At 72.1% G+C, this 18607-nt stretch carries 17 protein-coding genes; 12 read left to right on the plus strand and 5 right to left on the minus strand.

Annotated features, from left to right (window positions below; all coding sequences use genetic code 11):
* Window positions 1–115 precede the first annotated feature (115 nt).
* From ABJI51_RS14540 to ABJI51_RS14565, 6 genes are all read left to right on the plus strand, one after another.
* Complete coding sequence (locus ABJI51_RS14540; RefSeq protein ID WP_348951061.1) at window positions 116–841, plus strand: lipid droplet-associated protein; 726 nt, start codon at window positions 116–118, stop codon at window positions 839–841.
* Window positions 838–2076: an exodeoxyribonuclease VII large subunit gene (gene xseA / locus ABJI51_RS14545; RefSeq protein ID WP_348951063.1), complete on the plus strand. Its 1239-nt coding sequence runs from the start codon at window positions 838–840 to the stop codon at window positions 2074–2076. Before ABJI51_RS14540 ends, xseA begins: the two co-directional genes overlap by 4 nt.
* Window positions 2073–2471 (plus strand): hypothetical protein, encoded by a 399-nt coding sequence (locus tag ABJI51_RS14550; protein ID WP_348951065.1) that lies wholly within the window; start codon window positions 2073–2075, stop codon window positions 2469–2471. Before xseA ends, ABJI51_RS14550 begins: the two co-directional genes overlap by 4 nt.
* The gene (locus ABJI51_RS14555; protein ID WP_348951066.1) at window positions 2468–2698 is read left to right on the plus strand and encodes an exodeoxyribonuclease VII small subunit; all 231 of its coding nucleotides are present in this window, start codon (window positions 2468–2470) and stop codon (window positions 2696–2698) included. Before ABJI51_RS14550 ends, ABJI51_RS14555 begins: the two co-directional genes overlap by 4 nt.
* A gap of 177 nt (window positions 2699–2875) precedes the next feature.
* Window positions 2876–3925, plus strand: coding sequence for a class II fructose-bisphosphatase (gene glpX, locus ABJI51_RS14560; protein ID WP_348951068.1), 1050 nt, complete (start codon window positions 2876–2878; stop codon window positions 3923–3925).
* An 8-nt stretch (window positions 3926–3933) separates the two neighbouring features.
* Window positions 3934–4683 carry a S1 family peptidase gene (locus ABJI51_RS14565; RefSeq protein WP_348951069.1) on the plus strand — a complete coding sequence of 250 codons (750 nt, stop codon included), beginning with the start codon at window positions 3934–3936 and terminating at the stop codon, window positions 4681–4683.
* Between the two features lies 1 nt (window position 4684).
* Here ABJI51_RS14565 and ABJI51_RS14570 read toward each other — a convergent pair whose 3' ends face one another.
* Window positions 4685–5671, minus strand: a complete 987-nt coding sequence (locus ABJI51_RS14570; RefSeq protein WP_348951071.1) for an NAD(P)/FAD-dependent oxidoreductase — start codon at window positions 5669–5671, stop codon at window positions 4685–4687.
* A 122-nt stretch (window positions 5672–5793) separates the two neighbouring features.
* Between ABJI51_RS14570 and ABJI51_RS14575 the strand changes: the two genes are divergently transcribed.
* From ABJI51_RS14575 to ABJI51_RS14595, 5 genes are all read left to right on the plus strand, one after another.
* Window positions 5794–7191 carry a class II fumarate hydratase gene (locus ABJI51_RS14575; RefSeq protein ID WP_348951072.1) on the plus strand — a complete coding sequence of 466 codons (1398 nt, stop codon included), beginning with the start codon at window positions 5794–5796 and terminating at the stop codon, window positions 7189–7191.
* A 10-nt stretch (window positions 7192–7201) separates the two neighbouring features.
* Entirely contained in the window at window positions 7202–8038 is an 837-nt protein-coding gene (locus ABJI51_RS14580; RefSeq protein WP_348951074.1) for a helix-turn-helix transcriptional regulator, read from the plus strand.
* Between the two features lie 252 nt (window positions 8039–8290).
* A complete protein-coding gene (locus ABJI51_RS14585; protein WP_348951075.1) occupies window positions 8291–9823 on the plus strand; it encodes an ATP-dependent DNA ligase in 1533 nt (510 codons plus the stop codon).
* A gap of 293 nt (window positions 9824–10116) precedes the next feature.
* A complete protein-coding gene (locus tag ABJI51_RS14590) occupies window positions 10117–10752 on the plus strand; it encodes a Pr6Pr family membrane protein (protein ID WP_348951076.1) in 636 nt (211 codons plus the stop codon).
* Between the two features lie 25 nt (window positions 10753–10777).
* The gene (locus ABJI51_RS14595; RefSeq protein ID WP_348951078.1) at window positions 10778–11401 is read left to right on the plus strand and encodes an MBL fold metallo-hydrolase; all 624 of its coding nucleotides are present in this window, start codon (window positions 10778–10780) and stop codon (window positions 11399–11401) included.
* Here ABJI51_RS14595 and ABJI51_RS14600 read toward each other — a convergent pair.
* Together ABJI51_RS14600 and ABJI51_RS14605 are read right to left on the minus strand one after the other, a co-directional pair.
* Window positions 11398–11733 carry a hypothetical protein gene (locus ABJI51_RS14600; protein WP_348951080.1) on the minus strand — a complete coding sequence of 112 codons (336 nt, stop codon included), beginning with the start codon at window positions 11731–11733 and terminating at the stop codon, window positions 11398–11400. The two genes, ABJI51_RS14595 and ABJI51_RS14600, sit on opposite strands and share 4 nt — an antisense overlap.
* Window positions 11734–11738: 5 nt before the next feature.
* A complete protein-coding gene (locus ABJI51_RS14605; RefSeq protein ID WP_348951082.1) occupies window positions 11739–12206 on the minus strand; it encodes a DUF309 domain-containing protein in 468 nt (155 codons plus the stop codon).
* Window positions 12207–12250: 44 nt separating this feature from the next.
* Here ABJI51_RS14605 and guaB1 point away from each other — a divergent pair, with 44 nt between their 5' ends.
* Window positions 12251–13690, plus strand: coding sequence for a GMP reductase (guaB1, locus tag ABJI51_RS14610; RefSeq protein WP_348951083.1), 1440 nt, complete (start codon window positions 12251–12253; stop codon window positions 13688–13690).
* 3 nt (window positions 13691–13693) lie between these two features.
* On the opposite strand, the gene ABJI51_RS14615 is transcribed toward guaB1, so the two are convergent.
* Window positions 13694–16768 carry an amidohydrolase family protein gene (locus tag ABJI51_RS14615; RefSeq protein ID WP_348951085.1) on the minus strand — a complete coding sequence of 1025 codons (3075 nt, stop codon included), beginning with the start codon at window positions 16766–16768 and terminating at the stop codon, window positions 13694–13696.
* Window positions 16769–16884: 116 nt separating this feature from the next.
* A complete protein-coding gene (phoH2, locus tag ABJI51_RS14620; protein WP_348951087.1) occupies window positions 16885–18171 on the minus strand; it encodes an RNA 5'-3' helicase PhoH2 in 1287 nt (428 codons plus the stop codon).
* Between the last annotated feature and the right edge of the window lie 436 nt (window positions 18172–18607).

The raw sequence follows: 18607 nt of genomic DNA on the forward strand, positions 1-18607 counted from the left end.
ACGACCTCGCAGTCCCTTTCGGGTGAGCTTCGTCCCTCTCCCGGGCTGTGCCGGGCGTCACGCACTGCTGCCGTCCGGTTGGGCAGGAAGGCGGGACATGCGGCAGGCTGGACCCATGAAGCCATTCCCGCTCCCCCTCCGGGTCGCCGCGGGACTCGCCGTCACCACCGCCGAGCGGGTTCGCGAACTTCCCCGGCAGCTCGCCGGGCTCCCGGTGACCGTGGTCAGCCAGGTGCTGCAGGCCTCCATGCGGGTGCAGCAGCACGTCACCGAGCTGGCGATCAAGGGCGACAACGCCCTCTCCAGCCTGCGTCCGGTCGAGGACACGCCGAGCTGGGCGACCTTCGACGAGGACGCCCAGCCCCTGCGGCCGGATCCCGCGCCGGTCGCCGACGTGCCCGAGCCGCGCACGGAACTCAACGGTCACCGTGGGCCACTGTCCGACCTCGAAGAGGAACTGGGCGATCCCTGGGCCGAAGAGGAACGCGCGCTGGCCGCGGACCACGCCGACGGCGAGTTCGACGCCCGCGACAACCACGACGCCGAGGACAACAAGCCTCAGCCGGGCACGCCGAAGATCGACAAGAAGGCCAAGAGCGACATCCCCCGGACCAGTGCCGGCGGGTACGAGGGCCCGGCCGGGCTGACCGGCTACGACCAGCTCACCCTCCCGCAGCTGCGCGCGCGGCTGCGCCAGCTGTCGATCGAGCAGCTCGAGACCATCCTCGAGTACGAGCGGGCCCACGCCGACCGCGCGTCGTTCACCGGCATGCTCTCGCGCCGGATCGCCAACGCCCGCAAGAGCGAGCAGTCCGAGGAAAACGGCGACGGAGGCCAGTGACCACCGAAGCCGCCGCGAGCACCGCCGAAAAGCCGTGGCCGGTCCGGACCGTCGCGCGCAAGATCGGCGACTGGATCCACCGGCTCGGTGCCGTCTGGGTCGAGGGCCAGGTCACCCAGATCAGCTCCCGGCCCAACACCCAGACCGCGTTCCTCACGCTGCGCGACCCGTCGGCGGACGTCTCGATGTCGGTCACCTGCCCGAACTGGCTGATCCGCGAGATGGAGCCGCCGCTGCGCGAAGGCGCGAGCGTGGTGGTGCACGCCAAGCCGTCGTACTTCTTCGGCCGCGGCACGATCAGCCTGCGTGCCGACCAGATCCGCGCCGTCGGCATCGGTGAGCTGCTGGCCCGGATCGAGCGGCTGCGCAAGCTGCTGGCCGCCGAAGGCCTGTTCTCGCCGCAGCGCAAGCGGCCGATCCCGTTCCTGCCGAAGGGCGTCGGGCTGATCACCGGCCGCGCGTCGGCCGCCGAACGGGACGTGCTGGTCAACGCGCAGGCGCGCTGGCCGCACGTCCAGTTCAAGGTGATCAACACCGCCGTGCAGGGCTCGCAGGCGGTGCCGCAGGTGATGCGCGCGCTGCGCATCCTGGACGCCGATCCGGACATCGACGTCATCGTCATCGCCCGCGGCGGCGGCAGCGTGGAGGACCTGCTGCCGTTCTCCGACGAGGCGCTCTGCCGCGCGGTGTCGGCCGCGGGCACGCCGGTGGTCAGCGCGATCGGGCACGAACCCGACTCGCCGCTGCTCGACCACGTCGCCGACCTGCGCTGCTCGACGCCGACCGACGCGAGCAAGCGCATCGTCCCGGACGTGCGCGAGGAGACCGAGCGGGTCCGGCAGATGCGCGACCGCGGCCGTCGCGCCCTGCACGGCTGGGTCGACACCCAGGCGCGCCTGCTCAACCAGATCCGCAGCCGCCCGTCGCTGGCCGACCCGCTCGGCCCCATCCAGCGCCGCCAGGACGACGTGGACGTCCACCGCGAGCGGGGGCGCCGCGCCATGCTGACGCTGCTCGCGAAGGACCAGGCCGAGATCTCCAGCGCGCGGGCGCGGCTCACCGCGCTCGGCCCGGCCGCCACGCTGGCGCGCGGGTACGCGGTCGTGCAGTTCGTCGACGCCGAAGGCAACCTCCAGGTACTCCGCTCCGTCTCCGAAGTCGAGGCCGGTGCCCAGCTGCGCGTGCGCGTGGGCGACGGCGCGATCAAGGCGGTGGCGGAAGGAGCGCAGGAGTGAAGGCGACGTTCCTCCCGCTCACCATGGACGCCGCCCGGAAGCTGGGCGCGCGGCCGCTGCTGGACGAGGCGGTGCGCACCGACCGCGCCGCCGCCGAGTGCTGGACGGCGCTGCTCGCCGGCTGCCACAGCGCCGCCCGCCGCGACCTCGGCCCGCAGCTGCGGCGGCTGTCCGAGGCGACGTCGATGCAGGTCGGCTCGCGCTGGTGGTTCGCCGAGGGCGCCGGGCACCGGAAGCGGGTGGCGGGCGCGCAGGAGAACCTCGAAGAGGCGATCGCGGACGGTGACGGCCAGGAGTTCGCCCTCGCCTTCGTCGGGTACGACCACGCCATGGCGAGCGCGGTAGTGTGCGCGAACAGCGTGCAGGCCCGGAAGGTCGGAGAACACCGAGCGTGAGTGAGACACCCAGCGAGGAACTCGGCTACGAGCAGGCCCGCGACCGCCTCGTCGAGGTCGTCCGCGAGCTGGAGGCCGGCGGCTTGTCCCTGGAGCAGTCGCTTGCGTTGTGGGAGAAGGGCGAGAAGCTCGCGAAGGTCTGTGAGCGCCATCTCGAAGGCGCGCGCGAGCGGATCGAAGCCGCGCTGGCCTCGGTGGAGGACACGAACGGCGACTCCCCGCAGTGAGGTAGGCCATGCCGACGGTAGCTGGAATCGGCGCGGGATTCTGACAGACTGAACCTTATTCGGGCCAGGCTGGCGCTACGGACTGCAACCTGCCCGCCTGCGGTGACCTTTGCGCCAGCCGACGGCTGAATAAGGTTCACTGTTGACCCCGCCAGTTCCACGATCCGGGAGGCAATGATGTCCACCGAGCCGCGTCGTCGTGAAGCGCCCGACCGCAACCTCGCGATGGAGCTGGTCCGGGTCACCGAAGCCGCCGCGATGGCGGCGGGCCGCTGGGTCGGCCGCGGGGACAAGATCGGCGGGGACGGCGCGGCGGTCGACGCGATGCGCCAGCTCGTCTCGACCGTGTCGATGCGCGGGGTCGTCGTGATCGGCGAGGGTGAGAAGGACGAAGCCCCGATGCTGTTCAACGGCGAAGAGGTGGGCAACGGCGACGGCCCGGACTGCGACGTCGCGGTCGACCCGGTCGACGGCACCACGCTGATGGCCAAGGGCATGCCGAACGCGCTGGCCGTGCTCGCGGTCGCCGAGCGCGGCGCGATGTTCGACCCGTCCGCCGTGTTCTACATGGAGAAGCTGGCCGTCGGGCCCGAAGCGGCGGGCAAGGTGGAGCTCGGCGCGCCGATCGCGGAGAACATCCGCCGGGTCGCCAAGGCGAAGAACAGCAGCGTCGGCGACGTCACCGTGTGCATCCTCGACCGCCCGCGGCACGAGCAGATCATCAAGGAGGTCCGCGACGCCGGCGCGCGGATCCGGTTCATCTCCGACGGCGACGTCGCGGGCGCGATCGCCGCGGCCCGCCCGACCACCGGCGTCGACATGCTGCTCGGCATCGGCGGCACCCCCGAGGGCATCATCGCGGCCTGCGCGATGAAGTGCCTCGGCGGCGAGCTGCAGGGCAGGCTGTGGCCGAAGGACGACGCCGAGCGCGAAAAGGCCATCGCCGCCGGGCACGACCTCGACCGCATCCTGCTCAACGACGACCTCGTGCGCGGTGACAACGTCTTCTTCTGCGCCACCGGCGTCACCGACGGCGACCTGCTGCGCGGCGTCCACTACCGCGAGGGCGGCGCGACGACGCAGTCCATCGTGATGCGGTCCAAGTCCGGGACCGTCAGAATGATCGACGGCTACCACCGGCTGAACAAGCTGCGGGCGTACTCCTCGGTGAACTTCGACGGCCACCTGGACGCGCCCGACGACGACGTCGTGCCCCCGCTGCCGTAAGGAGATCCGTGCCCAGGCGACTGCTGGTCCTGCTCGCCCTGCTGTCCGTCCTGGTGCCCGGTACCGCCACGGCGGCCCCCGGCATCGTCGGGGGCGGGAACGCCGACCAGCCGTACCCGTTCGCGGTGTCGCTGCACTCCTCGACCGGGAAGCTGTTCTGCGCCGGCGCGTTGCTCGCCCCGACGTGGGTGGTCACGGCCGCGCACTGCGCGTTCGGCAAGCCGCCGTCCGCGATCACCGTGCGGGCGGGCACGAACGAAGCGGGCGAAGGCGGCGAAGTCGTCCAGCTCGCCGACATCGTCGTGAACCCGGCCTTCAACACCGAGAGCCCGGCGGGCGACATCGCGCTGCTGCGGCTGGCGACGCCGGTGAAGGCGGCCCCGATCGGGCTGGCGGCGGCCGCGGCGCCGGGCACGGCGACCCGCATCCTCGGCTGGGGCCAGACGTGCCCGAAGGTGGGCTGCGGCGGGATTCCCTCGACGCTGCAGCAGCTCGACACGCACATCGTCGAGGGCGCGAAGTGCACCTCGGTGTTCGACGGCACGGCCGAGCTGTGCACCGACAACCCCGGCGGCAAGGCCGGAGCGTGCTTCGGCGACTCCGGCGGTCCCGAGATCGTCCAGGACGGCGACCACTGGCTGCTGGTCGGCGTCACGAGCCGGCCGGGCAACAACGACCCGGAATGCGCGACGGCGCCGTCGATCTACACGTCCGTCGTCGCGTACGCGCCGTGGATCGCGGAGAAGACGAAGGCCTGACCTACTCGGCGTTGCTGGAGTGGCCCGGGAACAGGTGCGCCTCCGGGTCGAGGGCGACGGCGATGTTGTTGACCGCCGTCGCGGCCTCGCCGAAGCCGGTCGCGATCAGCTTCACCTTTCCCGGGTAGGCGGCCACGTCGCCCGCGGCGTAGACGCGTTCGCGCGCGGTCGCCATCGTCGAGTCCACGGCGATGGCGCGGTGGTCGATTTCCAGGCCCCAGCTTTCGATCGGGCCGAGGTCGGCGGTGAACCCGAGTGCCGCGACGACCGCGTTGGCCGGAAGCCGTTCGTCGACGGCGCCCTTCACCGAGACGTCGACGGCTTCCAGCGAACCGTCCGCGGCTTCGACGAACCGCGTGACCTCGGCGTCGGTGACGATCCGGACGCCGAGTTCGCGGGCCTGCCGCACGATCGACTCGGCGGCGCGGAACTTGGCCCGGCGGTGCACGAGCGTCACGCTCGCCGCGACCGGGTGCAGCGCGAGGACCCAGTCGAACGCCGAGTCGCCGCCGCCGACGACCACGACGTGCTGGCCCGCGTGTGCCTGCAGTGACGGGACGAAGTGGACCATGCCGCGGCCGAGCCAGCCGTCGCCTGCGGGCAGCGGGCGCGGGGTGAACTCGCCGATGCCCGCGGTGATCAGCACCGCGCCTGCCCGCAGGGTTTCGCCGCCGTCCAGGGTCAGCTCGACGCCGTTCGCGACGCTTTCCAGCTTCTCGGCCTTGCGGCCCAGCAGGTACTTCGGCTGCCACGGCGCGGCCTGCCGCACCAGGCCCTCGACCAGGTCGCGGCCGCGGATCTCGGGGAACCCGCCGACGTCGTAGATCATCTTCTCGGGGTACATCGCGGTCACCTGCCCGCCGGGCTCGGGCAGTGAGTCGACCACCGCCATCGAAAGGCCGCGGAACCCGGCGTAGTAGGCGGCGAACAGGCCGGTCGGGCCCGCGCCGATGATCACGAGATCGTACGTATCCCCAGCTTCAGTCATGCTCGCTCCAGCCAGTGGTGGATGGCGGTGATCGAGAACACAGCCGATCCTAGCCGCGCGGGCCGCCGAGGGTGGGCGACGCCACCACGCGGGGCCGGGCGAACAGGGCCAGAATCGGTGTCATGGCTGACCAGGAATACCGGATCGAACACGACACGATGGGCGAGGTCCGCGTGCCTGCCGACGCGCTCTACCGCGCGCAGACCCAGCGGGCCGTGGAGAACTTCCCCATCTCCGGCCGGGGCCTGGAGCGCGCCCAGATCCGCGCGCTCGGCCTGCTCAAGGCCGCCGCCGCGCGGGTGAACCTCAAGCTGGGCGTGCTGGACGCCGACCTCGCGAACGCCATCGCGGCCGCCGCCGACGAGGTCGCCGACGGCCGCCACGACGCGCACTTCCCGATCGACGTGTTCCAGACCGGCTCGGGGACGTCGTCGAACATGAACGCCAACGAGGTCATCGCGACGCTGGCGGCGCGCGCACTCGGCCGGGACGTCCACCCGAACGACCACGTCAACGCGTCGCAGTCGTCGAACGACACGTTCCCGACGACGATCCACGTCGCCGCCACCGAAGCGGTGACCAAGGACGTCATCCCGGCGCTGGAGTACCTCGCCGGCACGATCGAGGTCCGCGCGGCGGAATGGGCCGACGTCGTGAAGTCCGGCCGCACGCACCTGATGGACGCGGTGCCGATCACGCTCGGGCAGGAGGCGGGCGCGTGGGCGTCGCAGATCCGGTTCGGCGTCGAACGGCTGAAGTCGGGCCTGCCGCGGCTGGGCGAGCTGCCGATCGGCGGCACGGCCGTCGGGTCCGGGCTCAACGCGCCGGAGGGCTTCGGCGAGGCCGTCGCTGCGGAACTGGCGACGGTGACCGGCCTGCCGCTGACCGAGGCCCGCGACCACTTCGAGGCGCAGGCGACGCAGGACAGCGTCGTCGAGACGTCCGGGCACCTGCGCACGATCGCCGTGTCGCTCAACAAGATCGCCAACGACCTGCGCTGGCTGGGGTCCGGCCCGCGCACCGGGCTGGCCGAGCTGGCGCTGCCGGACCTGCAGCCGGGCTCGTCGATCATGCCGGGCAAGGTGAACCCGGTGATCCCGGAGGCGACGCTGCAGGTGGTCGCGCAGGTGATCGGCAACGACGCGGCGGTCGCCTTCGCCGGCGCGGCAGGCAACTTCCAGCTGAACGTCAACCTGCCGGTGATCGCCCGCAACGTCCTCGAGTCGGCGCGCCTGCTCGCGGCGGTGTCGCGGCTGCTGGCGGACAAGGTGTTCTCGGGGATCACGGTGAACACCGAGCGCACCCGGACCTACGCCGAGGGCTCGCCGTCGATCGTGACGCCGCTGAACAAGTACATCGGCTACGAAGAGGCCGCGGCGGTCGCGAAGCAGGCGCTGAAGGAGCTGAAGACGATCCGCGAGGTCGTCGTCGAACGCGGGTACGTCCGCGACGGGAAGCTCACCGAGGAGCAGCTGGACGAGGCGCTCGACGTGCTGCGCATGGCCCGCGGCGGCCGGTGACACTGCCGGGATGAGTGAGCTGGGTGCCTTCCTGAAGGCGCGCCGCGCCGCACTGGACCCCGCCGACCTGGGCCTGCCGCGCGGCGTCACGCAACGGCGCGTTGCGGGGCTGCGGCGGGAGGAACTGGCGCAGCTGTCCGGGATCAGCGTCGACTACTACACGCGGCTGGAGCAGGGCCGCGCGAAGAACGTGTCCGACGCTGTTCTCGGCGCGCTGGCCCGCGCGCTGCGGCTCGACAACGACGAGGAGGCCTACCTGCGCAACCTCGCCGCGCCGGGCCGCCGTGGCGTGCCCCGGCCCCAGCGGGTCCGGCCGGAGCTGCAGCAGCTGCTGGACGCGATCCAGGCGCCGGCGTTCGTCTTCGGCCGTCACCTGGACGTGCTGGCGTGGAACGCACTCGGCGGCGCGGTCTCGTTCGACTTCGGGCGGCTGGCGGAGCGCAACATCGCGAAGCTCTCCTTCCTGGACGAACGCGCGAAGGAGCTGTACCCGGAGTGGGACACGGTGGCCCGCGAGGTCGTCGCGAACCTGCGTGCCGAGGGCGGCAGGCATCCGGGCGACCCCGAGTTCACCCGGCTGGTCGAGGAGCTTTCGCGAGGCAGTGCGGAGTTCCGGGCGCTGTGGGCCGAGCACGCGGTGCAGGAGAAGGCCCAGGGCTGGAAGGTCATGCGCAACCCCGTGGTCGGCGAGCTGCGGCTGCGGTACGAGACGCTGCGCCTGCCCGGCGACCCGGACCAGGGCATGGTGATCTACCACGCCGAACCCGGGTCGGACAGCGCTCGCGCGCTCGGCCTGCTGGCCGCCTGGATCGCCGAGGCACCGGCCGGTGCGCTCCCGCCGTCCTGACGCCGAACCAGCGCCCGCGCCCTCGGCCTGCTGGCCGCCTGGACCGCCGAAGCAGCGGCCGCCGTCCTGACGCCGAGCCAGCGCCCGCGCCCTCGGCCTGCTGGCCGCCTGGATCGCTGAAGCACCGGCCGCCGCGCTCCCGCCGTCCTGACGCCGAACCAGCACCCGCACGCTCGGCCTGCTGGCCGCCTGGATCGCCCAAGCGCCCACCGCCGTCCTGAAATTGTCGGTGGTGGGGGTCATGATGTCGGGGTGCTGCTGAGTGAGCTGGTCCGCACGTCCGCCGAGCTGGCGGCGACGAGGTCCAGGAAGGCGAAGATCGCCCTCCTGGCCGGAGTGCTGCGCGCCGCCGAGGTCGGCGAGCTGCCCACCGTCATCGCGTATCTGACCGGGCAGACCGCGCAGGACAGGCTGGGTGCGGGCTGGCGCACCCTCGCCGGGCTCGGCGCGGAACCCGCCGCGGTGCCGGAGGCGACGGTGACCGAGGTGGACGCGGCGCTGACCGCGGCCGCGGGTGTCGCGGCAGGCACCGGCTCGGCGACGCGGCGGCAGGAGGTGCTGCGTGCCCTGTTCACCCGGCTGACGAAGCCCGAGCAGGAGTTCCTCTTCCGGCTGGTCACCGGGGAGCTGCGGCAGGGCGCACTGGAAGGCGTGATGGTCGACGCGATCGCGGCGGCGGCCGAGGTGCCCGCCGAGGACGTGCGGCGGGCGTTCATGCTGTCCGGGAAGCTGGGCGTCACCGGGGTCGCGGCGATGACCGGCGGGCAGGCGGCGCTGGCGGAGTTCCGGCTGACACTCGGCACGCCGGTCCGGCCGATGCTGGCGTCGCCGGCGGAGTCGCTGGACGAGGCCGTCGCCGAGCACGCCGAGGCGATCGTCGAGTACAAAATGGACGGTGCGCGGATCCAGGTGCACCGCCAGGGCGACGAGGTGCGTGTCTGGACCCGCACGCTGCGGGAGATCACCGGCAGCGTGGCGGAGCTGGTGGAGCTGGTGCGGGCGCTGCCGTGCGAGTCGGTGGTGCTCGACGGCGAGACTCTCGCACTGACCGACGCCGGGCGGCCGCGGCCGTTCCAGGACACGATGAGCCGGTTCGGCAGCACGCGCGAGGAGCAGGTGAAGGCGCTGCTGCTGCGGCCGTACTTCTTCGACTGCCTGCACCTCGACGGCGTCGACCTGCTGGACGCGCCGCTGTCGGAACGCAACGCGGCACTGCGCAAGGTGGCCGGGGCGCACGTGATCCCCGGCGAGATCGGCACCGCCCGCGCGGCCGACGTCCTGGAGGCGGCGATGGAGGCCGGGCACGAAGGGGTGATGGTCAAGGACCTGACGTCACCGTACGCGGCCGGACGGCGCGGGCGGGCGTGGCTGAAGGTCAAGCCGGTGCACACGATCGACCTGGTGGTGCTGGCGGCGGAGTGGGGACACGGCAGGCGCACCGGCACGCTGTCCAACCTGCACCTGGGCGCCCGCGACCCGGACGGCGGCCCGCCGATCATGGTGGGCAAGACGTTCAAGGGCATGACCGACGAGCTGCTCGCCTGGCAGACCCGGAAGTTCCAGGAGATCGAGACCCACCGCGACGACTGGACGGTGTACGTCCGGCCGGAGGTGGTGGTCGAGATCGAGCTGGACAGCGCCCAGGTGAGCACCCGCTACCCGGGTGGGCTGGCCCTGCGCTTCGCCCGCGTGGTCCGCTACCGCCCGGACAAGGACCCGGCCGAGGCGGACACGATCGACACGGTCCGCGGACTCCTCCACGGCGACCGTCCCCCAGCCCCCTGACCCCCGCACCGCCCCAGCCGACCCTCCAACCACACGAGCCGACCCTCCAAGCACGCGAGACGACCCTCCAAATACGCGAGTCGACCCTCCAAGCACGCGAGTCAACCCCTCGATCACGCGTGATGCCTCTCCAATCACGCGTGATGCCCCTCCAGTCACGAGTGATGCCCCTTCAAGCACACGCGATGCCCCCTCAATCACGAGTGATGCCCCGCGATCCCCGGAGCACCACTCCGCGGGAACGACTCGATCGGGTGGTCCACTGTGGAGTTACCCGCCGGTATTGTCCGGGGATGCGCAACGAGAAGCTCACCCGCACCTGGTTCGCGGTCACCGCGGTGGTCGCGCTGGCCGGGCTGGTGCTCCAGGTGGTCGTCACCGCCGGCGACACCGGCGGCCGCTTCACGAGCGTGGCCGGGCGGGTGGCGAACCTGTTCTGCTTCTTCACCATCGACTCGAACCTGCTGGTCACCGCGACCTCGGCGGTGGTGGCCCTCGGCGTCGCCCGGGGCGCGCTGTTCCGCGTCCTCTGGCTCGATGCCCTGGTCGGCATCATCGTCACGGGCATCGTCTACCAGGTCGCCCTCGCCGGCCTGTACGAACTGCACGGCCTCGCCCTCTTTGCCGACACCATGCTGCACAAGGTGACGCCGATCCTGTTCGTGCTCGGCTGGCTGATCGCCGGCCCGCGCGGGTCCCTCACCTGGCGCACCGTGTGGTGGTCGCTGGCCTACCCGCTGGCCTGGCTGGCCTTCACCCTGCCACGCGGGGCGATCACCGGCTTCTACCCGTATCCGTTCGTCGACGCGGGTGCGCTCGGCTACGGCCACGTGGCGCTCAACTGCGTCTTCATCGGGCTCTTCTTCACCGCGCTCGCCGCGGGCGCGCTGCTGTACGACCGCCGGTTCGCCCGGCTCGAACCCGCCTGACCGGACGACCGTTAAGGTCGGGCGCATGACGGCGATCGTGCAGAACCTGGTGACCTCCGGTGTCTTCCGGCTCGACGGCGGCAGCTGGGACGTCGACAACAACGTGTGGATCGTGGGCGACGACGCGGAAGTGATCGTGATCGACGCGGCCCACGACGCGAAGGCGATCGAAAACGTGGTCGGCGAGCGGAAGCTGCTCGCGATCGTCTGCACGCACGCGCACAACGACCACGTCAACGCGGCCCCGGCACTGGCCGCGGCGACCGGCGCGCCGATCCTGCTGCACCCGGACGACCGCGTCGTCTGGGACCTGACCCACCCGGACCGCGCCCCGGACGGCGAGCTGGCCGACGGCCAGGTGCTCACGGTGGCCGGCACGGAACTGCGCGTCCTCCACACGCCGGGGCACGCGCCCGGCGCGGTCTGCCTGTACGCCGCGGAACTGGGCGTGCTGTTCACCGGCGACACCCTGTTCCACGGCGGGCCGGGCGCCACCGGACGGTCCTATTCGGACTATCCGACGATCGTGCGGTCCATCCGCGAAAAGCTGTTCACCCTCCCGGAGGCGACGAAGGTCCACACCGGACACGGCGAGGGCACGACGATCGGCGCCGAGAAGGCGGCTTCGGACGGCTGGGACCAGCCCTAGGAGGTGTGTTTCCTGGCGACGACGGCGAAATCCTCGATTGCCCGGTCGAAGGCGGCACTCGCTTCCCGCACCGGCGGCGGCAGGAACCTCCGCTCGAACTTGCGGCCGGTGTCGAGTTCGAACCGCGTGTGGTGCAGTTCCATTTCCTTCGCCCGGAGCTCCTTCGCCTGGTCGACCAGCTCGTCCGGACCGCTCATCACGAGCAGGCCGTAGAAGGCCCGGTCCTGCCGCAGCTTCGCGCGCCGCGCCGCGTTGAGCTTCACCGGCTCGACCAGCGCTCCCAGCGTCACGCCGGCCAGCGACGCCACCGCCGCGATGATCGCGGCGCTCACCGCCGTCAGCACGTCAGCCTCGGCACGCTCGGCGTCACCCGCGCGCGCTGCTTCGCCTCTTCGGCCAGGCTTCGCGCCCATTCCTGCAACCCCGCGACGTCGACGCCGTGTGGTGGCTCGCTCCGGAACGGCTCGATGTTCCCCGCGCCGCGTTCGAGCAGCGAGGCCGCGCCGACGTTGTTGCCGCGGGCCGCGTGGGTCAGGCCGACGGCCAGCTGGGCCAGGCCGCGCCAGAGTTCGCGGTCCGGGCCGGTGGTGGACTTCCATGCGTCCTCGAAGACCTCGTGCGCGTGGAACGGCTTGCCGTCGTCGAGCAGGCGCTGGGCCTCCGCAAGCGTTTGCGCCGGGGTGCGGACGATGCCTTCGGGCTGCCGTTCGACGCCGTCGGTGCCGTACGGCAGCGGGCGGCCGAGGCCGTCGCGCGGCCGTGCGTTGCGGGCCCGTCCCTCGGCGTCGCGGTCGCGGGTGCTCATGCCCCCGGATCCTGCCACGGGCCCGGCAGGTAGTCTGGTGACTCGTGCGTTTCCTCGACGGCCACCGGCCCGCCCACGACCTGACCTACGACGACGTGTTCCTGCTGCCGAACCGTTCGGACGTGGAGTCCCGCTTCGACGTCGACCTGTCCACCGCGGACGGCACCGGCGCGACGATCCCGATCGTGGTCGCCAACATGACCGCGGTCGCCGGCCGACGGATGGCCGAGACCGTCGCGCGGCGCGGTGGCCTGGTGGTCCTGCCGCAGGACGTCGATCCCGAGGCCGTCGCCGAGATCGTCGGCTGGGTGAAGAGCCGCCACACGGTGTGGGACACGCCGCTGGTGCTCACCGGCGGTGACGCGGTCGCCGACGCCCTCAACCTGGTCCACAAGCGCGCGCACGGCGCTGTCGTGGTCGTGGACGGCGAAGGCCGCCCGGTCGGCATCGTCGACGAAGCGGCCTGCGCGGGCGTCGACCGCTTCGCGCGGCTCGCCGACGTCGCGCAGCCCGCGGCCGTCGCGGTCCCCCTGACCACGCCCGCGCGCGAGGTCTTCGAGCTGCTGCACGGCAGCGGCGCCCACCTGGCGCTGGGCCTCGACGCCGAAGGACGCCTCGCGGGCGTGCTGACCGCGGTCGGGGCGCTGCGCGCGGAGATCTACACCCCGGCCGTCGACGACGCGGGCAAGCTGCGCGTCGCCGCCGCGATCGGCGTCAACGGCGATGTCGCGGCCAAGGCCGAAGCGGTGCTGGGCTCGGGCGTCGACGTGCTGGTCGTCGACACCGCGCACGGCCACCAGGAGAAGATGATCGCCGCGCTGAAGGCCGTCCGGTCGGTGTCGCCGCAGGTCCCGGTGGTCGCCGGGAATGTCGTCACCGCCGAGGGCACGCGCGACCTGATCCAGGCGGGCGCGGACGTCGTCAAGGTCGGCGTCGGGCCGGGCGCGATGTGCACCACGCGGATGATGACCGGCGTGGGCCGCCCGCAGTTCTCCGCGGTCGCCGACTGCGCGGCCGCCGCCCGTGAGCTGGGCAAGCACGTCTGGGCCGACGGCGGCGTGCGTCACCCGCGCGACGTCGCGCTGGCGCTGGCCGCGGGCGCGTCCGCGGCGATGGTCGGCTCGTGGTTCGCCGGCACCTACGAATCCCCCGGCGACCTGCGGTTCGACGAGCAGGGACGGCCCTACAAGGAGTCGTTCGGCATGGCGTCGAAGCGTGCGGTGGGCGCGCGGACGCGCACGGACAACTCGTTCGACCGGGCGCGGAAGGCGCTGTTCGAGGAGGGCATCTCGTCGTCGCGGATGTCGCTCGACCCGCAGCGGCCGGGCGTGGAGGACCTGCTGGACTCGATCGGCTCCGGCGTCCGGTCCTCGTGCACGTACGCGGGCGCGCGCACGCTGGAGGAGTTCCACGAGCGCGCGGTGCTGGGCGTGCAGTCGGCGGCCGGGTTCGCCGAAGGCCGTCCCCTCCCCTCGGGCTGGTAAAGCTCAGCCCGCGCAGCACACGTGTTCCGACCACTCCGGAACGTGCCACCAGTGCTGTTTCTCCGCTGACCGGGCCGCGGGCGCCACTTCGGTGGCCGCCCGTGCGCCCGGCTGGTTCCGGTAGGGCGCCAGCAGCTCCCCGACCGTCCGCAGCACCCCGCCGACCAGCACGCTGCGGACGTTCGCGGCCGCCTTGATGTCCTCCAACGGGTTGCCGCTGACCAGCGACAGGTCGGCGTACGCCCCGCGCTTGAGCACCCCGATCCGGTCCTCCAGGCCCAGCCAGCACGCCGGGTTGCGGGTGGCGGTGGTGAGCGCCTCGTACGGCGTGAACCCGAACGCGACCATCGCGCGCAGGTTCTGGTGGGTCGAGACGGCCACGTTGTCCAGCGGCGAGTCCGTGCCGGTGACCACGAACCCGCCCGCGCGGTGGATCCGCAGCACCATGTCGACGTTCCCGGCGAGGACCCGGCGGAGGTAGGCGTTCTCCGGATTGCCGACGGTGTCCGCCGTGGTCCTGAGCAGCTGGTACTCCCACGGTGGGAACAGAACTTCGGTGCGCTCGTCGGTCACGAGCGACTTGTCGTCGGCGTACAGCGCGCGGGAAGTGAACAACGTCGGCGTGACCGACATCCCCGAGCGGACGAACAACTCGACCGCGTCCTGGTACGCCCGGCCGGTCCGGCTGACGGTGTGGGAGTACCCGAGCCGGTTGGTGGCCCCGGTGTGCTCCATCGCGTCCATGCCGATGTTCGCCGCCGGGTACAGGTAGTGCGACGACAGCGGGATGCCCGCCCGGTGCGCGGCCCGGACCACCGCCTGCTGGGTGGCCACCGGCAGCCGGACGTAGGTCTTGATCATGTCGTATTCGAGTTCGACCGCGCGGGACAGCTCCAGGTCCAGCTGCCCGGGCGAGAGCGTCGGCCGCATGAAGTTGTAGTAGATCCGGGAGCCGTCGATGGCTTCCCCGGTGCCGAAGTACCGCGGCCCGACCCGGTTTCCGGATTCGAGCGCCTCGCGCGTCTCCAGCATCTGGTACACCGGGTCGCCGGGCGAGCGGGTCGTGGTGATGCCGTAGGACAGCCACAGCCTGCCCTGCCGGTCGCCCCACTGTTTGCCGCGCAGGTGCCAGTGGTTGTGCAGGTCGATGAGCCCCGGCATGGCGGTCAGGTCGTGCGCGTCGATGGTCCCTGGCGCGTCCCGGTGCGGGCGGACGTCCGCGATCCGGCCGCCGTCGACGACGATGTCGACGTCCCGCCGCAGTGTCCTGGCGACGCCGTCCCACGCCGCGCCGACGTGGAGGACGGTGCGACGCGGCGGGCGCGGCCGGGCCCAGGTGAAGTCGAGCCGGATCGTGCGCGGATCGCCGCCGGTGATCCGCTGCGCCCTGAGCTGCCCCTTCGACAGGTACACGAGTGTGTCGTTCCCTTGCCAGGCAAGGGAGTCGGTGACTTCGCGGGTGACCTGCCGCGGCGCCCCGATCAGCCGTCCGGTGCCGTCGACCGGGGCGATCCAGGCGACGCTTTCGATGGTGAAGGCGAGATACCGGCCGTCGGGTGACCACAGTGGACCGTCGTCGCCGCGGGTGGCCAGCGAGCGGAACGGCATCGGCTCGGCGTACCGGAGTTCGTGGGTCTTCAGGTCGACCGTGAGGATCTGGCTGGTGCCCTCGCGGTAGCGCCGCGAGTACGGCTTGACCGCGGCGAGCGCGAGGACCGAGCCGTCGGGCGACCAGGTGAGCCGTCCCGGCATGAACAGCGGCGGGGTCACCTGCTGGGCCTGTCCCGCGGCCACGTCGTGGATCCACGTGGCGCCGTCCTGGTCGGCATAGGCGACGCGGGTGCCGTCCGGCGACCACCGCGGCGCGACCTGGGCGCCCGGCAGCCGGGTCAGGACGCGGTCTTCGCCGGTGGCCAGGTCGTGCAGCCACAGGTCGGCGGTGCCGAGCCGGTCGCTGGTGTAGACCAGCTTCGTGCCGTCCGGGTGGAAGTCGGGATCGGAGTTGAAGTAGCCGTCGCCGATCAGCCGCCGGGGCCTGCCGCCGCCGGCCGCGACGACGTGGATCGCGTTGAGCGCCCGGAAGGCGATCTGCCTGCCGTCCCGCGACACCACCGGGCCGGCGATACCCCGGACCGGCATCGGCGCGGCCGAGTCGAGGTCGCGGACCCGCCGCCGGTAGTCCCGCGGGACCGTGGACACGACGGCTTCGAACGGGATGTCCTTGACCGCACCGGACTCCTCGCGCCACCGGAGGTGCCCGTCGGCGGTGTAGAGCACGGCGGTGCCGGACCAGTTCGCGGCGAAGCCGAAGACGTCCTCGCCGCGGGTCAGCTGCTCCTCGCCGAGCATGAGGTCGGCGTCGGCGCCCCGCAGCCGCAGGTAGCTGGGCTGCCCGCCGGGTCCGAACGCGGGGCCGTAGAGCTTGTCGGTGCCGGTCGCGGTGACCAGGCGCGTGCGGGCGCCGGTGGCGAGGGTGACGACGTCGATGGCGGTGTCGTTGACGGTGAAGACGATCTTCGCGCCGTCGGCCGACCACCGCGGTGACGCCTCTTCGTCGCTGGTGGACACCACCGTGCCGATCGCGCCGGAGGCGACGTCCAGCAGGTGGATGCCGTAGCTGCCGTCCCGGTCGCTGCTGAAGGCGATCTGGGTGCCGTCCGGCGAGAACACCGGTTCGCGGTGGTCGAACCGGCCGGTGGTGAGCTGGCGGGGCGGCCCGCCCGCGACGTCGACGACGTACAGGTGGAAGTTGCCGTCGCGGTAGGACTGGAACGCGATCCGGCGGCCGTCCGGCGACCAGCTGGGGAGCGTGGCGTCCTGCAGGTCGCCGGTGAGCCGCCGGGCGCGGCCGCCGCCTGCGGGCAGGACCCAGATCCCAGTGACCAGGTCGACCGCGATCCACCGGCCGTCCGGCGACAGCGCGGCGGACATGTTGGTGCCCTGCCGCAGCACCACGCCGTCGCCCGGCCGGGCGTCCGGTTCGGCTTGGGCGACCCCCGTTCCCGCCACGGTCAGGGCGGCGGCGGTGACGCCACCACGAACCAGAAGCTCACGACGGGAAAGATTTTCCGGCCCCATGCGGCCCACTATGCCCAGCCGCCGGATCGGCCGTCGAGCGCCCGAGCGGGTTGTTCACCGCGGTCGTGAGTGCGTAACAGTGTTCTAACACTGTTACGCACTCACGAGCCACTCGGTCAGCCGTGGTCCTCCAGCATCTCGGTGACCAGGGCCGCGATGGGCGAACGCTCGGAGCGCGTGAGGGTCACGTGCGCGAACAGCGGGTGGCCCTTGAGCTTCTCGATCACCGCCGAGACGCCGTCGTGCCGCCCGACCCGCAGGTTGTCCCGCTGGGCGACGTCGTGCGTGAGCACCACCCGCGACGCCGTGCCGAGCCGCGAAAGCACCGTGAGCAGCACGTTGCGCTCCAGCGACTGGGCCTCGTCGACGATCACGAACGCGTCGTGCAGCGACCGGCCGCGGATGTGGGTCAGCGGGAGCACCTCGAGCATGCCGCGGTCGAAGACCTCGTCGAGGACGTCCTGGCTGACCAGCGCGCCGAGGGTGTCGAACACCGCCTGCGCCCACGGCTGCATCTTCTCGCTCTCGGACCCGGGCAGGTAGCCCAGATCCTGGCCGCCGACCGCGTAGACCGGCCGGAACACCACGACCTTGCGGTGCTGACGGCGTTCCATCACCGCCTCGAGCCCGGCGCACAGCGCGAGCGCCGACTTGCCGGTGCCCGCCCGGCCGCCCAGCGACACGATCCCGACGTCGGAGTCGAGCAGCAGGTCGAGCGCGACGCGCTGCTCGGCGCTGCGGCCGTGCAGCCCGAACGCCTCACGGTCGCCGCGGACCAGCCGGATGCGCTTGTCCGCGGTGATCCGGCCGAGCGCGCTGGAACTGCCCGCGAGCAGCCGCAGCCCGGTGTGGCAGGGCAGCTCGGCGAGCTCGTCCATGCCCCAGTCGAGCGGGTCGACGGTGCTGCCGCCGAACAGCGTGTCCAGCACTTCCTGCTGGACGTCGACGTCCGCCATGCCCGTCCAGCCCGACGGCGTCACGTCGTGTGCGCGGTATTCGTCCGCCTCGAGGCCGACGGCCCCGGCCTTGACCCGCAGCGGGATGTCCTTCGTCACCAGCGTGACCGGCTCGCGTTCCGCCGCCAGGTTGAGCGCGCAGGCGAGGATGCGGTGGTCGTTGGAGTCGGTGCGGAACCCGACCGGCAGGACGGTCGGGTCCGAGTGGTTCAGCTCCACCTGCAGCGTGCCGCCCTGGTCCCCGATGGGGAGCGGCGCGTCGAGCCTGCCGTACTGACGGCGCAGGTCGTCGAGCATGCGCAGGGATTCCCTGGCGAACCAGCCCAGCTCCGGGTGGTGGCGCTTCGCCTCCAGTTCACTGATGACGACCAGCGGGAGAACGACGGCGTGCTCGGCGAACCGGGTCACCGCCCACGGGTCCGAAAGCAGGACCGACGTGTCCAGCACGAACGTGCTCCGCTGGGATTCGGGCGAGGTCGAGGCTTTCTCCGGGCCGGGAACGGCACCGGTCGAAGAGTGGCCAGAGGCCTTACGGGGCAAACGCTGCGCAGTCACGACGGCATCTCCCTCGAGGGCGTGTGCACCTCACGCCCGCACTCGCTGGGCCGGGCACCTCCCTGGCTGGACCACTCCTCCTGACCTGGGTCAGGTGGCGCGGCCACGAGGGCCGGGTGCCGGCCCCCTCGTGCGTCTCGTGGGCGGCTGAGCCGCCCCCTCGATCACCGTCACGACCAGGGCCTCCCGCGAGGACCCGCACGAACCGCGAGCCCTCATCTCGGAAGGTACCCACGAATGCGTGATCGCGCAGCGAGCCAACACGGTGATTCGCCAGATCGTCACCTCACTGTCGGTCGTCCGACATCAGCGCACCGTGATGAACACT

The organism is Amycolatopsis melonis (assembly GCF_040064235.1).
Classification (GTDB): Bacteria; Actinomycetota; Actinomycetes; order Mycobacteriales; family Pseudonocardiaceae; genus Amycolatopsis; species Amycolatopsis melonis.